General features: G+C 41.3%; 11 protein-coding genes. 7 read left to right on the top strand and 4 right to left on the bottom strand.

Features of this window, described 5'->3' with window-relative positions; translation table 11 throughout:
- The first annotated feature begins 83 nt into the window (after positions 1-83).
- Genes edd through gap form a run of 3 tightly spaced genes read left to right on the top strand, consistent with a single transcriptional unit; the run spans position 84 to position 3,603 of the window.
- A complete protein-coding gene (gene edd / locus C1E24_RS15060) occupies positions 84-1,937 on the top strand; it encodes a phosphogluconate dehydratase (protein ID WP_138482827.1) in 1,854 nt (617 codons plus the stop codon).
- A 23-nt stretch (positions 1,938-1,960) separates the two neighbouring features.
- Positions 1,961-2,581, top strand: a complete 621-nt coding sequence (locus C1E24_RS15065; RefSeq protein ID WP_138482828.1) for a bifunctional 4-hydroxy-2-oxoglutarate aldolase/2-dehydro-3-deoxy-phosphogluconate aldolase — start codon at positions 1,961-1,963, stop codon at positions 2,579-2,581.
- 14 nt (positions 2,582-2,595) lie between these two features.
- The gene (gene gap, locus C1E24_RS15070) at positions 2,596-3,603 is read left to right on the top strand and encodes a type I glyceraldehyde-3-phosphate dehydrogenase (protein ID WP_138482830.1); all 1,008 of its coding nucleotides are present in this window, start codon (positions 2,596-2,598) and stop codon (positions 3,601-3,603) included.
- Between the two features lie 117 nt (positions 3,604-3,720).
- On the opposite strand, the gene rnt is transcribed toward gap, so the two are convergent.
- A complete protein-coding gene (rnt, locus tag C1E24_RS15075; RefSeq protein ID WP_138482832.1) occupies positions 3,721-4,377 on the bottom strand; it encodes a ribonuclease T in 657 nt (218 codons plus the stop codon).
- 209 nt (positions 4,378-4,586) lie between these two features.
- Here rnt and C1E24_RS15080 point away from each other — a divergent pair, with 209 nt between their 5' ends.
- Positions 4,587-5,429, top strand: coding sequence for a flagellar protein MotY (locus C1E24_RS15080; protein ID WP_240722033.1), 843 nt, complete (start codon positions 4,587-4,589; stop codon positions 5,427-5,429).
- Positions 5,430-5,486: 57 nt separating this feature from the next.
- Here C1E24_RS15080 and mnmC read toward each other — a convergent pair whose 3' ends face one another.
- Positions 5,487-7,466 (bottom strand): bifunctional tRNA (5-methylaminomethyl-2-thiouridine)(34)-methyltransferase MnmD/FAD-dependent 5-carboxymethylaminomethyl-2-thiouridine(34) oxidoreductase MnmC, encoded by a 1,980-nt coding sequence (mnmC, locus tag C1E24_RS15085; RefSeq protein ID WP_138482834.1) that lies wholly within the window; start codon positions 7,464-7,466, stop codon positions 5,487-5,489.
- A 178-nt stretch (positions 7,467-7,644) separates the two neighbouring features.
- Between mnmC and fabB the strand changes: the two genes are divergently transcribed.
- Complete coding sequence (gene fabB / locus C1E24_RS15090; protein ID WP_138482836.1) at positions 7,645-8,859, top strand: beta-ketoacyl-ACP synthase I; 1,215 nt, start codon at positions 7,645-7,647, stop codon at positions 8,857-8,859.
- Between the two features lie 57 nt (positions 8,860-8,916).
- Here fabB and C1E24_RS15095 read toward each other — a convergent pair whose 3' ends face one another.
- Both C1E24_RS15095 and metG read right to left on the bottom strand, forming a co-directional pair.
- Positions 8,917-10,185 (bottom strand): basic secretory protein-like protein, encoded by a 1,269-nt coding sequence (locus tag C1E24_RS15095; RefSeq protein WP_138482838.1) that lies wholly within the window; start codon positions 10,183-10,185, stop codon positions 8,917-8,919.
- Between the two features lie 228 nt (positions 10,186-10,413).
- Positions 10,414-12,441, bottom strand: a complete 2,028-nt coding sequence (metG, locus tag C1E24_RS15100) for a methionine--tRNA ligase (protein WP_138482840.1) — start codon at positions 12,439-12,441, stop codon at positions 10,414-10,416.
- Between the two features lie 170 nt (positions 12,442-12,611).
- Here metG and apbC point away from each other — a divergent pair, with 170 nt between their 5' ends.
- Positions 12,612-13,685, top strand: a complete 1,074-nt coding sequence (apbC, locus tag C1E24_RS15105) for an iron-sulfur cluster carrier protein ApbC (protein WP_138483038.1) — start codon at positions 12,612-12,614, stop codon at positions 13,683-13,685.
- Positions 13,686-13,688: 3 nt separating this feature from the next.
- Positions 13,689-14,282, top strand: coding sequence for a dCTP deaminase (gene dcd, locus C1E24_RS15110; RefSeq protein ID WP_138482842.1), 594 nt, complete (start codon positions 13,689-13,691; stop codon positions 14,280-14,282).
- The last annotated feature ends 20 nt before the right edge of the window (positions 14,283-14,302 follow it).

Below are 14,302 nucleotides of genomic sequence, written 5' to 3' on the forward strand. Positions count from 1 at the left end.
AAAGATGCTCGGTACATTTAGAGTGGAGTCTTTAATTGTACTGAGCCTTTTATCTTCTTAAATTTTGAGTAGAGTAGAATTTTATGTTACATCCTCGTATCCAAGCCGTCACAGAGCGTGTTATTGAACGCAGCAAAGCAACACGCCAAGCCTACTTAGCACGCATCGAAGAAGCAAAAAAACAAACACGTGTGCGCGCTGGTTTAGGATGTGGCAACCTAGCTCACGTTATGGCTGCATGTTCAAGCTCAGATAAAGATCGCCTTAAAGCTGACGAGCAACCTAACTTAGCAATTATCAATTCATACAATGACATGCTTTCGGCGCATGTGCCTTACCTTGACTTTCCACCGCTAATTAAAAAGATTGCAGAAAAATATGACGCGACCGCTCAAGTTGCTGGTGGCGTACCTGCAATGTGTGACGGTGTGACACAAGGCCGTGATGGTATGGAACTATCATTGTTCTCTCGTGACGTGATTGCGATGTCTACAGCTGTTGCACTTTCACATGATGTATTCGATGGTGTTTTCTGTTTAGGTGTGTGTGACAAAATCGTACCGGGACTATTAATTGGTTCGCTTTCATTCGGTCACTTGCCTATTTTCTTCTTACCAGCAGGTCCAATGCAGTCTGGTATTCCAAACAAAGAAAAAGCACGTGTACGTCAAAAGTTCGCACAAGGCTTAGTATCTCGTGAAGAGTTACTTGAGGCAGAGAGTGCGTCTTACCACAGTGCAGGTACTTGTACTTTCTACGGTACTGCAAACTCAAACCAGATGCTGATGGAGATCATGGGTCTTCACCTTCCTGGTAGCTCTTTCATCAACCCTTACACTGAATTACGTGATGGCCTTACGGGCAGTGCGGTTGAGTTAATGCTTAAGCAGCTTATCGAAAGCAAAGATGCAAACCCAATTGGTGAAGTAGTTAGCGAAAAAACAGTGATCAATGGTCTGGTTGGTTTGCTAGCTACAGGTGGTTCAACAAACCACGCAATTCACTTAGTTGCTATGGCGAAAGCTGCCGGTGTTCAAATCACTTGGAAAGACATGGCAGAGCTTTCTGAAGTTGTGCCTCTACTAACACGTATTTATCCAAATGGTTCTGCGGATGTGAACCACTTCCAAGCAGCGGGTGGCATGGGCTTCTTAATGCGTGAACTGCGTGACGGTGGCTTCTTACATAATGATGTGAAGACCATTGTTGGTGAAGGCCTAGATGCTTATACCCAAGAGCCAGTGTTAGATGTTGATGATAATTTAATTATGTCTAGCAACACAGGTCCAAGCAAAGTGAAGTGGGTGCCTTGTCCTGAAAACTCACTAGATGAAGAAGTACTTCGCCCTGTGAGCAACCCATTCAATAAGCAAGGTGGGCTTCAGCTACTAACTGGCAACATTGGTAAAGCGGTTATCAAGGTATCTGCGGTTCAAGAGCAACACCAGTTTGTGAGTGCGCCAGCTAAAGTATTTAGCTCTCAAGCTGCACTACAAGATGCGTTCGCTGCAGGCGAATTAAACACAGACTTTATTGCTGTGATTAAAGAGCAGGGCCCTAAAGCTAAGGGCATGCCAGAACTTCATAAATTAACGCCTGTGATGGCAACGCTTCAAGACCAAGGTTACAAAGTGGCGATTGTGACTGACGGCCGTATGTCTGGCGCGTCAGGTAAGGTACCTGCAGCAATCCACTTAGCACCAGAAGCCGTTGAAGGTGGGATTATCGCTAAGATTCATGATGGTGATTTGATCACTCTTGATGCACCAAATGGCGACTTAATTCTCCATGTATCAGATGAAGAGTTAGCAAAGCGTGAGCATGTGATCAGCCATACGGAGCCAACTTATGGCACAGGCCGTGAGCTATTCGCAGGATTCAGAAATATCGTAAGCAGTGCAGACCTAGGCGCGAGTGCCTTTGGACTAGAAGAATAAAAGCATTGGGAATGAGGAACAAGATGAGTATTGAAAACATTTTAACATCAGCACCAGTTGTACCAGTGGTGGTGATTGAAAACTTAGAAGACGCTGTACCGTTAGCAAAAGCGTTATATAACGGTGGTCTAAAAGCATTAGAAATTACCCTTCGCACACCTGTTGCGGCAGAAGCGGTAAAGCTAATGAAAGAAGCAGTACCAGAAGCTTACGTCGGCACAGGTACTGTGATTGATAAAGCAACATTCGAAGCATCAGTTGCAGCAGGTGCTGATTTCATGGTGAGCCCAGGTGTAAATGATGAGCTTTTAGCGCTTGCTAAAGAAACTGACATTCCATTTTTACCGGGTGCAGCAACACCAAGTGAAGTGATGAATTTAGCGTCACATGGTTTTAAGTTTTTAAAATTCTTCCCTGCAGAAGCTGCAGGTGGCGCACCGATGCTTAAGTCAATTGGTGGTCCATTACCACAAATTAAATTCTGCCCAACGGGTGGTATTAGCTTAGCAACAGCGCCTAAGTACCTAGCCTTAAATAACGTCGTGTGTGTTGGCGGTACTTGGATGCTAGATAAAGAACTTATCGCAAACAAAGATTGGCAGGCGATCGAAGCGCTTGCGAAACAAGCAAGTGAAGTAAAATAGTCGAGGAACTGAAAATGATTAATATCGCAATTAATGGTTATGGCCGTATCGGTCGCAATGTTTTACGAGCGCTATACGAGTCTGGTCAAAACGAAGAAATTAAAATTGTCGCTATCAACGACCTAGCACCTGCTAACGTGAATGCGCACTTAACTCAGTTTGATTCTGTACATGGTCGTTTCAACCAAGAAGTTGTGCTAGCTGAAAATACGTTAGTGATTGGTAATGACGAAATCACGCTTACGCAAGAACGTGATCCTGCGAACCTTCCTTGGAAAGCGCTTAATGTTGATATCGTATTAGAATGTACAGGTATCTTCACGTCTCGTGATGCTGCAGCTAAGCACATTGAAGCGGGCGCGAAAAAAGTAATCGTTTCAGCGCCAGGTACTGATCTTGATGCAACGGTTGTTCATGGTGTGAACTCTGAAGTGATCAATGCATCAAGCAACATCATTTCAAATGCATCTTGTACAACCAACTGTCTTGCCCCAGTTGCTAAGGCATTAAATGATGCAATTGGTATCGAACAGGGTAGCATGACAACTATTCACGCTTACACAAATGACCAAGTTCTTACTGATGTTTATCACCCAGATCTTTACCGTGCGCGTAGTGCAACTCAGTCTATGATCCCAACTAAAACAGGTGCTGCAAAAGCAGTTGGTTTAGTGCTACCTGAGCTTGCTGGCAAGTTAGACGGCATGGCGGTTCGTGTTCCTACAGTTAACGTATCTTTAGTCGACTTAACATTTATTGCTTCTCGCGAAACAACTGCTGAAGAAGTTAATGCTGCGGTTAAAGCGGCTGCAACTGAAGGTGCAATGGCTGAAGTACTTGAGTACAACGAACTTCCGCTAGTTTCAATTGACTTCAACCACAACCCAGCGTCATCAGTATTTGATTCAACGCAAACTAAGGTTGATGGTAAGCTTGTTAAAGTTATGGCTTGGTACGACAACGAATGGGGTTTCTCTAACCGTATGATCGACCAGGTTAAAGCATTAGGCCAATACCTATAAGTTAAAGTTAAAATTGGCAATAAAAAACCGCTTCGATAAGCGGTTTTTTTATGTCTACTGAAAGTTGTTTAACTAACTAGAGAAGTTTAGATATTTCAATTTTTCATTAATTTGAAGCTATGCTTCTGTTTCGTCTTCTTCTAGTTCAGGCAACGGCCAACCACCCAATGCTTGCCATTTATTGACAATAAAGCAAAATAACTCGGCTGTGCGTTCGGTGTCATAAAGGGCTGAATGAGCTTGGCTATTGTCAAATTCAATACCGGCTGTGCGACACGCTTTTGCAAGCACAGTTTGGCCTAATGCAAGACCTGCCAAAGAGGTTGTATCAAAGCTAACAAACGGATGAAAAGGAGTGCGCTTTATTTTATTGCGTTCTATCGCAGCATTTAAAAATCCATGATCAAACGCGGCATTATGTGCAACAACCACTGATCGAGAGCAACCCGCAGCTTTTTGAGCTTTTCTCACCATTTTACAGATTTCTTTGATCACAACATCTTCATCTTCAGCACCACGTAATTCTGAAAACGGATCAATGCCGTTAAATTCAATGGCAGCTTGCTCGATGTTTGCACCTTCGAAAGGCTTTACATGAAAGTGTAGAGTTTGATCTAAACTTAGAACGCCTTCATCATCCATTTTTAAAGTTGTGGCAGCGATTTCTAATAGCGCATCTGTGTCTTTGTTAAAGCCAGCTGTTTCTACGTCGATAACTACAGGAAAGAAACCACGAAAGCGTTGGGAAAATAAAGTTTGCTCTTGATCTGCCATAATGCACTTATGTTATGAATTTAAGGGGCGTATTATACTGTTTAGATAGATTTTTGCGACCCGAAATATGTCTCAATCATTTAGAGTTATTGAGTGTTAAGGCTGGCGGCATATTTCTTGCTTTTAAGTTGTTTAGATCATCAAAGCGGCATTATTTTGTCAGTACGGAGAACGTTGTGAAGTACAAAGCATATTTATTCGGTTTAGGACTGTTATTTGCAGACATTGGATTTGCGGATGCGGCTATGCGTCAGTATAGCGCCAATGCTGACAGTTCAAATTGGGATGTGAATAAGACCAAGCGCCTTTCTTGTGCTTTGCATCATGAAATCCCATATTATGGCGAAGCTATTTTTAATGTCGTGGCCAGCAAAAATAAAGATCTGACTTTTAACCTCGATATGGTTGTTCGCCCTGAAAGCTATGACTTTGCAGGTTTACAATCTGTGCCTCCGCAGTGGCGAGCAGGAGTTCCTGTTCGAGATATCAGTAAAATGCAGCTGTTAAAAAAGTTTGATGGCGAGTTAAATAATGATGTCTCTTGGGAGATGCTCACAGAGCTTGAAAAAGGCTTTCACCCAACTTTCTATTATAAAGATTGGCAAAATAGTGCTGATCGTATTTCTGTCGCGCTCTCTTCTGTAAACTTTCGTCAAGCTTATTGGGCGTTCTTACAGTGCCGAGATAACTTGCTGCCATACAGTTTCGAAGACATTGCCTTTACAGTAATGAATTATAAAAAGAACTCTAGCGATTTAACCAAATCCTCTCGCAAGCGCCTCGAGATGATAGGCGAGTATCTTAAAAACGATGACAATATTGAATCTATCTTTATATCAGCTTATACAGACAGTTATGGTGGTCGATGGATAAATATGGAGCTTTCAAAAAAACGTGCTAAAGCGATAAAAGACTATATGGCCAGTATGGGCGTGCCAGCAGATAAAATTCAAACTGAAGGGTTTGGTGAGAAGCGACACGTGCAACCCAATGACAATGCCATAGGTCGTGGTAAAAACCGCCGAGTAGTTATTCAGATAGCAAAACCTTAGTTTTCATTGGTTTTAAAATACAAAAAGCGACCTTGGTCGCCTTTTGTATTTTAATGGCTAAATCTTATTACGAATAAGATCTCTGACAATAAAGCGGTTTGGGTGAATGGCCTCATTGACTCTTAAACTATATGGGCTTGGTTCATTACATAGTTTGGAAATCAAATGCTCGGTTGCTAATGGCGCACTGCAGAGACCTCTTGCCCCAAAACCTGTAACGATATGAAGCCCCGCATAAGGTACTTGTTCTTCAGAGAAATCGTACTGCTTACCTTTGCTTAAGTTTGCATAAGCATGACATAAATCTGCTTTCTCAGGTACTTGACCAAGCATAGGTAAGTGGTCGTTGAAACAACATCTCACCGCGGCTTTCGCAGAAGTAATGTCACCAAGACTTTGTGCGAAGTCACTCTGTTCATAAAACTTCATTAACTGTGCTTTATTGGTGACATTGTCTTCGTCTTTTAATTCTCGACTTTTGGTATGTTTATCAAAGGTGGCTCCCATACAATGATGGCCATCATGATTTGGCGTAAAATAACCTTTATGACACAGTACGGTTTTTAATTTATCAGATACTTCACCAGATCTAATATGTGAGACTTGGCCTCTGACACCGTGTAAGCCGATGTCTTTTGTTTGCTCGAACCTGTCACTGTGTTCACCAGCGCAAACAAATACATCAGAGAACGGACCAAATCGGTTGTCTTCAGTAACTAAATACCAACCGTCATTACTTTGCTCTAAAGTTTTAATGTCTGTATTGAGATGCGTTTGCACGTTTTGCAATGTATTAGCAGCGTTAAATAAAGCATGGGTCAACTGTGCTGGGTTTACCCAGCCAGCTTCAGGAAAGAACAATCCAGAGTAGGGTAATTCAGTACCAGCTAGTTCGCTGGCTTGTGATTCATTCACAGAATGAATCAGTGCATCAGGCCATACCGCTTTTTCTACTAACTTTTTGTGTTGCAGCTCTTTACTGTCATTTACCGCTTGCAGTAAAACGCCACACCAATCATGGTCATATTCAAAACCTTGCGCGGCAATATCTTTGTATAGCCTTAATGCATATAAATAGCTGTGGGCATAGAACTCGCTTGATGGGCTATTTTCAGATTGGAGATTCGGGTAAACCGCGCCTTGTCGATTATGCGAGGCACCTTTGGCAAGTGCATCATCTTGGCAAAATAATGTCGCGCTAATGCCACGTTTAGCTAAATGATACAGTAAACAGCTAGAGCCAACACCTCCACCAATGATGGCAACATTATTGAGTGGCCTTTTGTTTAAGTTGTAAAACTCAGGTGTATTGTGTGTGTTGTTAGCGGTATTTAACTGACCAACAACCATCTCACGTTTGCGACCAAAGCCTTTTACTTTTTTGCATTCGAACCCAGCTTCTTGCAATCCACGACGGACAAAACCTGCGGCAGTAAATGTCGCGAATGTTGCATTGTCTCGGCTTAGATTCGCCATGGCATTGAACAACGGTTGTGTCCACATATCTGGGTTTTTGCTTGGTGCAAAGCCATCTAGGTACCAAGCGTCCACAATACCTTGTTGGGTGAAATTCATTTTAGGTAAAGTGTCATGCACATCACCAAACCATAAATCAAGGACTACACGGCCATTGTCAAATTCAAGGCGATGGCAACCTTCTAATGCAATCGGATAGTGCTTACAAAGTTGCTCTGATAGTGATGCTAGGCTTGGCCAAGCTGCTAACGCTTTTGCAAGCTCCGATTGTTTTATTGGAAACTTTTCAAAAGAAATAAAATGTAACTTTGCTTTGTTACCTTCTATTTGACGCCATTGTTGCCAAGTGTTTAAAAAGTTAAGGCCAGTACCAAAGCCAGTTTCTGCGATCACAAAGTGTTTTTGGCCGTGTGAGGTTAATCGCGCTGAAATGTTGTTATTTTCGTAGAAAACATAGTGAGATTCAGCAAGACCATCATCGTTCGAGAAATAAACATCATCGAAGTCGTCGGCAACCGGTGTACCTGATTCATTAAAGTGAATTTGTGCGTTTTTGATCATGATTAATGCAATTAGGATCGAATTAATGCAGTATTCTACGTGTTTTAATTGTTTTCGTCCGTTGAAATTTAGTAAAAAACAATTCAGAGTACGTGTGTAAGCTGGAAAGCTGACCACTTGAGGTCACAATTCAAAGTAGAATACACAGAATTTAGAAATAAAATAAAGGGAATCACCCATGAGAAGAGCCGTTATTACAGGTATCGGTATTGTATCGAGCATCGGCAACGACAAGAACGAAGTATTAGAGTCTTTAAAAGCGGGTAAAAGTGGCATCGTTTTCAATCAAGAATTCGCTGACTACAATCTTCGTAGCAATGTTTCAGGTAACATCGACATTGATGTTAAAGCACACGTAGACCGTAAAGCACACCGCTTCATGGGCGACGCTGCTGCATTCTCTTATATTTCAATGGCACAAGCGATTGAAGATTCAGGTCTATCTGAAGACCAAGTGTCTAACGAGCGTACTGGCTTAATCGTTGGTTCAGGTGGTGGTTCTTCTAAATATCAAGTAGAAGCTGCTGACATTCTTCGTGAAAAAGGTGTTAAGCGCGTAGGTCCTTACATGGTTCCTCGTACTATGGCATCAACAGCGTCAGCATGTCTTGCAACGCCTTTCAAAATTAAAGGTGTTAACTACTCAATCAGCTCTGCTTGTGCAACATCAGCGCACTGTATCGGTAATGCGGTAGAGCAAATCCAACTTGGTAAACAAGACGTTATCTTTGCAGGTGGTGGTGAAGAACTTCACTGGACACTAGCTATGGAATTCGACGCAATGGGCGCGCTTTCAACTAAGTACAATGAAACGCCTGAAAAAGCATCTCGTACATACGATGCAAATCGTGACGGTTTCGTAATCTCTGGTGGTGGTGGTATCGTTGTTGTTGAAGAACTAGAGCACGCACTTGCTCGTGGCGCAAACATCTATGCTGAAATCGTAGGTTACGGTGCAACTTCTGATGGTTACGACATGGTTGCACCATCTGGTGAAGGCGCAGTTCGTTGTATGAAGCAAGCAATGGCTGACGTTGAAGGTGACATCGATTACCTAAACACACACGGTACTTCTACACCAGTAGGTGACGTGAAAGAGCTAGGTGCAATTCAAGAGCTATTCGGTGAGAAATCTCCTGCGATTAGTGCAACTAAAGCAATGACTGGTCACGCGCTTGGTGCTGCAGGTGTACACGAGGCTATCTTCTCACTACTAATGCTTGAAAATAACTTCGTAGCGCCTTCAATTAACGTTGAAGAACTAGATGAGCAAGCACAAGGCCTAGACATTGTAACTGAGCGTCGCGACGTTGAACTAAATACGGTAATGTCTAACAGCTTTGGCTTCGGCGGTACAAACGCAACATTAGTAATGCAAAAGTACAAAGGCTAATACTTAACAAAATTAAGTGTTACCAAGGATACAGCCCAGTCAATTGACTGGGCTTTTTTATAGAGCCATCAATTCCTCGAAAGCTTTCAAAGCATCTTTCTCTGATGAAGAAATTAAGCGTATTAAATCTTTTACCTGCGCATTTTGTATTAGATCTAACAAGGTATTTATTGAGTAAAGACCTTTACCCGAGTTGTAAAATAACCTTTTAAGAATTGCAACTTGGTTTTCCTTTCTCGAGATTTGTTCTAGCTTTTTAAAAATAACTCTCCCGCAAGAATAAGCGCTATTAAAGTAGGGGGTGTTGTCTACGTTATTAAGTGCTTTGTTACTTAAAGAGTTTTTACACTCTTCGAGTTGTACCTGGTAAAAATAATCGTAATGTTTTACGGGTATTAACTCTAAATTTAACAGTGCTTCATAAGCTAAATGATCGGTTGACCCTTCGTATAACCAAGTCGGGGAATTTGGTGCTTGTGACCATACATAACCATTCCATAAATGCACTGCTTCATGGGCAAGAGTATGTAATATATAAGTTTTGAATTGTTTAGACTTGGAAAGTAAATCTTTTCCACTTAATTCTAAAACTACCTGTCCATTTAGAGCACTGCCTTCAAAACCAATATATTCCTTATTTTTATTGTAATTCACAATCACTTCGACTGGTTGAGGTAGAGTATAATTAAAATAGTGTTCGAAATAATCAAGAAGTGTATTTACAGAGCTTGTAATCACTTGATTAAGTTCTTTAGGAATTTCTTGACTAATAAAGAATGAAGTTCGATTTTCTATTTTTTTGCCTTCATTTTCAATAAATATATATCTATTTACATTCTCTGAATTAACCGTAAATGTTTCCTTTTTATTCACCTCAGATTGTAACGTTATTTTAAATGATGGTTTTATTGCACGACTACTTCCGATAGAGGCGTCAATTATCTGATGAGGCAAGAAGTAATCAAGGAAAACTGCAGTCTGCTTTTTCATAAATATATAGGGTGAGTAAGCACGCATTTCGGAAGTATCGAACCCGTCTGTGACGATTAGTGAAATGTGTTTAGAGGGGGTTTTTAACTGTATTGTCTTGTTTGAAATAGTAATGTTTGGCTTTTCAGAGGCTAATAGCCAATGTTTACTAATAAATTTGTCAGGTGCGTTTTTAAAATATAGTTCTTTAATAGGCTTTGAGAATTTATATTTAACTTCAATTTTGTTTTGATGGCTTAATTTATTTATGTCTACAGATAAAATATTTGCTGTAGAGTTGAATGAGTAAGTTAATGCAAAAATAATGAAAGCAAACTTCTTAATTAAAATATCCATTTATATCTTTAATGTCATTTTAGGTGAAGTGTTTATAACATAGTTTTAAATACGGGGACGTGCATTTTTTAAACTTTGATATTAAAGATTAATTTCTTCATAAACTGATGAGGGGAGGAGTATAAAAGTGAGGTGGGAATTATTGAGGTTGAGAATGAACACTTGTGAATAAAATCATGCTCAATACACGTAACGGTGAGTTACGTGTATTGAAATCAGTAAGGTGAATTACATGACACGCATACCTGGCTCTGAACCTTCATCTGGGTTCAGAATGTAAATTTCTTTACCGCCCGGGCCCGCTGCCAGCACCATGCCTTCTGACATACCGAAACGCATCTTACGCGGTTTAAGGTTAGCGACCATAACCGTTAGTTTGCCTTCGATATCTTCCGGTGCGTAGGCTGACTTAATACCTGCAAATACTTGGCGCGTTTCACCACCTAAGTCTAACGTGAGTTTAAGCAGCTTTTCAGCGCCTTCTACATGTTCAGCTTTAGCGATTTTCACAACACGTAAATCAACTTTAACAAAGTCGTTGAACTCGATTTCATCTGCAATAGGCTCTTTCGCAAGCGGGCTATTAGGGTCAATCTTTGGTTTATTCGCCGCTTCTAAGCTTTCTTTTGACTCTTCAACCATTTTGTTAACTTTATCCATTTCAACACGTTGCATTAGCGCTTTGAATTTGCTGATTTCGTGTCCAACTAATGGCGTTTGCGCACTTTCCCAAGTTAATTCTGTATTTAGGAAAGACTCAACGTTTGCAGCCATTACAGGAAGTACTGGCTTCAAGTAAGTCAGTAGCACTTTGAATAAGTTCAAACCAAGAGAGCATACTTGGTGTGCTTGTTCTTGTGTGTCTTCGTTCTTGATCAGTACCCAAGGTGCTTGTGCATCGATGAACTGGTTTGCTTTGTCAGCAAGAGTCATGATCTCACGGATCGCTCGGCTATATTCACGGTTTTCATAATGCTCAGCAATGGTGTCTGAGGCATTTTGGAACTCAGCTAATAGCTCAGGCTCCATGATCACGTCACTTAACTTACCGTCAAATTTCTTAGTGATGAAACCTGCACAACGAGACGCGATGTTTACAACTTTACCAACCAAGTCTGAGTTCACACGTTGTGCGAAGTCTTCCAAGTTTAAATCTAAGTCAGTGATGCCACTGTTTAGTTTAGCTGCGAAGTAGTAACGTAGGTATTCTGGGTTTAGGTGGTCTAAATAAGTACGCGCCTTAATGAAGGTGCCCTTAGATTTAGACATTTTCGCGCCATTTACCGTTACAAACCCGTGTGCGAATACATTAGTTGGCTTGCGGAAATTCGCGCCATCTAGCATTGCAGGCCAGAACAGACTGTGGAAGTAAATGATGTCTTTACCGATGAAGTGGTAAAGCTCAGCATCAGAACCTTCGCCCCAGAATGCATCAAAATCTAAGCCTGATTTGTCACATAGGTTTTTGAAGCTGGCCATGTAACCAATCGGTGCATCTAGCCATACGTAGAAGTATTTACCCGGTGCACCTGGAATTTCAAAACCAAAGTAAGGGGCATCACGGCTGATGTCCCATTGCTGCAAACCTTCAGCAAACCATTCTTCTAGTTTGTTTGCCATTTCAGCTTGCAGACTACCTGAGTGTAGCCACTCTTTTAGCATGTCTTCAAAAGCTGGTAGATCGAAGAAATAGTGTTCAGAATCTTTTAATACTGGGATCGCACCAGACATCGCAGAACGCGGATCTTTTAGCTCAGTTGGGCTATATGTTGCACCACAAGCATCACAGCTGTCACCATTTTGATCTTCAGCGCCGCACGTAGGGCAAGTACCTGTTACGAAGCGGTCTGGTAAGAAAATTTCTTTTTCAGGGTCAAATAGCTGAGAAATTGTACGCTTTTTGATATGACCTTTATCGTTCAAACGATTGTAGATCAATGCGCTTAGTTCTTTGTTCTCTTCACTGTGTGTGCTGTGGTAGTTATCAAACTCAACGCTGAAGTCTGCGAAATCACGTTGACGCTCAACACTCACGTTTTTCACCATTTCTTCAGGTGTAATGCCTTGCTTTTGTGCATTCAGCATAATTGGCGTGCCGTGCGCGTCATCAGCACAGACGTAATAAGTTTCATGACCACGTAATTTTTGAAAACGTGACCAAATATCAGTTTGAATGTACTCAAGCATATGACCAAGGTGAGTTGGACCATTGGCATAAGGTAAAGCACTAGTGATGAGAATTTTTCTCTTGCTCATAAACGGTTCCATGAAATTTAAGTGATGTTGCTTAACTATTAAACAAACCACTAATTTGAGCCAAAATAAGGAACATTAAAGCCTTAGCTTAGCTGAATTGACTGGTGTTAATGGGTTGAATGTTACATAATTCCGAGGTCTTTTTCATCATTCGAGCACGTTTTATTTTTATGTTTGGACTTAATAAACTGTTTGGCAAACTTAACCCCGAAAAAACGGCGATTTTGACCGCATTATCTCAGTATAAAAGTGCGGTATTTCCTTTTGGTATTGCGAGTGAGTGGGTCGGAAAAGTAGATAAAGTTAATGAAGGGTTTGAGGTAAAGTTAAACTTACCCTTTGCAGCAAAAAATGCATTATTGGACATTGAAGCTGAACTGCTTGAGAAAACACAGACCAAAATCAGGCTAAGTGCCGAAATTGCATTAACTGCGAAGGATAAATTCAAACAAATAAAACACATTGTATTAGTGGCATCGGGTAAAGGTGGAGTAGGTAAGTCGACTTCTGCGGTAAACCTTGCTTATGCGATGGCTGCACAAGGTGCTAAGGTCGGCATCTTGGATGCTGATATCTATGGCCCGTCTATTCCTTCTTTGTTTGCTTTAGAAGACGAAAAACCAACAACAAAAGACAATAAAACGCTACAGCCAATAATCAAAGATGGCATAAAAATGCAGTCTATTGGTTTTTTAGTACCAGCAGAAGATGCCACAGTATGGCGAGGCCCTATGGCGTCTCAAGCGCTCAATCAATTATTGAACGAAACAGACTGGGGCGAGCTGGATTATTTATTTGTTGATATGCCGCCAGGCACGGGTGACATACAGCTCACCATGACACAAAAAGTGCCAGCCAGTGGTTCGGTGATAATCACCACGCCGCAAGATTTAGCTCTTGCCGATGCGCAAAAAGGCATCGCGATGTTCAATCAAGTGAATTTACCTATACTGGGTCTGATTGAAAATATGAGCCACTACATTTGTGGCCATTGTGGCGGCAAAAACCATGTATTTGGTCAGCAAGGGGGCGAGCGTTTGGCGAGCCACCATGGTGTACCATTATTGGCCGAAATTCCTTTAGATATTGAGATAAGAACGCACTCTGAGCAAGGTCTTAATATTGCAAAACAGCCTATTAAGGCAACAGAACATTACACAGCATGCAGTCAACTTATCGCAAGCATGCTGCATTACCAATCAAGCACAGACTCACAGGTTGAGATTGTGATGACGGACGACTAAGAAATGAGATTATCTGATACCCATATTAAACAAGCCATTGCAGATCAAAAAATTATTATTGAGCCTTCTCCAAGTGATGACATGATCTCAGGGATCACCCTTGACTTGCGTTTAGGTAATAAGTTTCGTGTATTCCAAGATCATGGTGCACCATATATCGATTTAAGTGGTCCAAAAGACAAACTGAACGACGCAATGGAATCAATCATGAGCGATGAAATTGAATTGGGTGAAGATGAGCAATTCTTTTTACACCCGGGTCAACTTGCTCTGGCAATGACCTATGAATCAGTGACTTTACCTGCGGATTTAGTAGGTTGGTTAGATGGTCGTTCTTCACTAGCTCGCTTGGGGTTAATGGTGCATGTTACAGCACACAGAATTGACCCAGGCTGGTCAGGCAACATTGTGTTAGAGTTTTACAACTCGGGCAAGTTACCATTAGCTTTACGTCCAAAAATGAAAATTGGTGCGTTAAGTTTTGAAACTATGACAAGCCCAGCTGAGCAGCCTTATAACGCCCGTAAAGATGCGAAATATAAAGGCCAGAATAGTGCGGTAGCTAGCCGTATTAGCGACGATAATTGTAATAATTAAATCAGTATAAAAGATTAAAT

Origin of the sequence: Pseudoalteromonas phenolica, assembly GCF_005876835.1 — a bacterium.
Lineage (GTDB): Bacteria > Pseudomonadota > Gammaproteobacteria > Enterobacterales > Alteromonadaceae > Pseudoalteromonas > Pseudoalteromonas phenolica_B.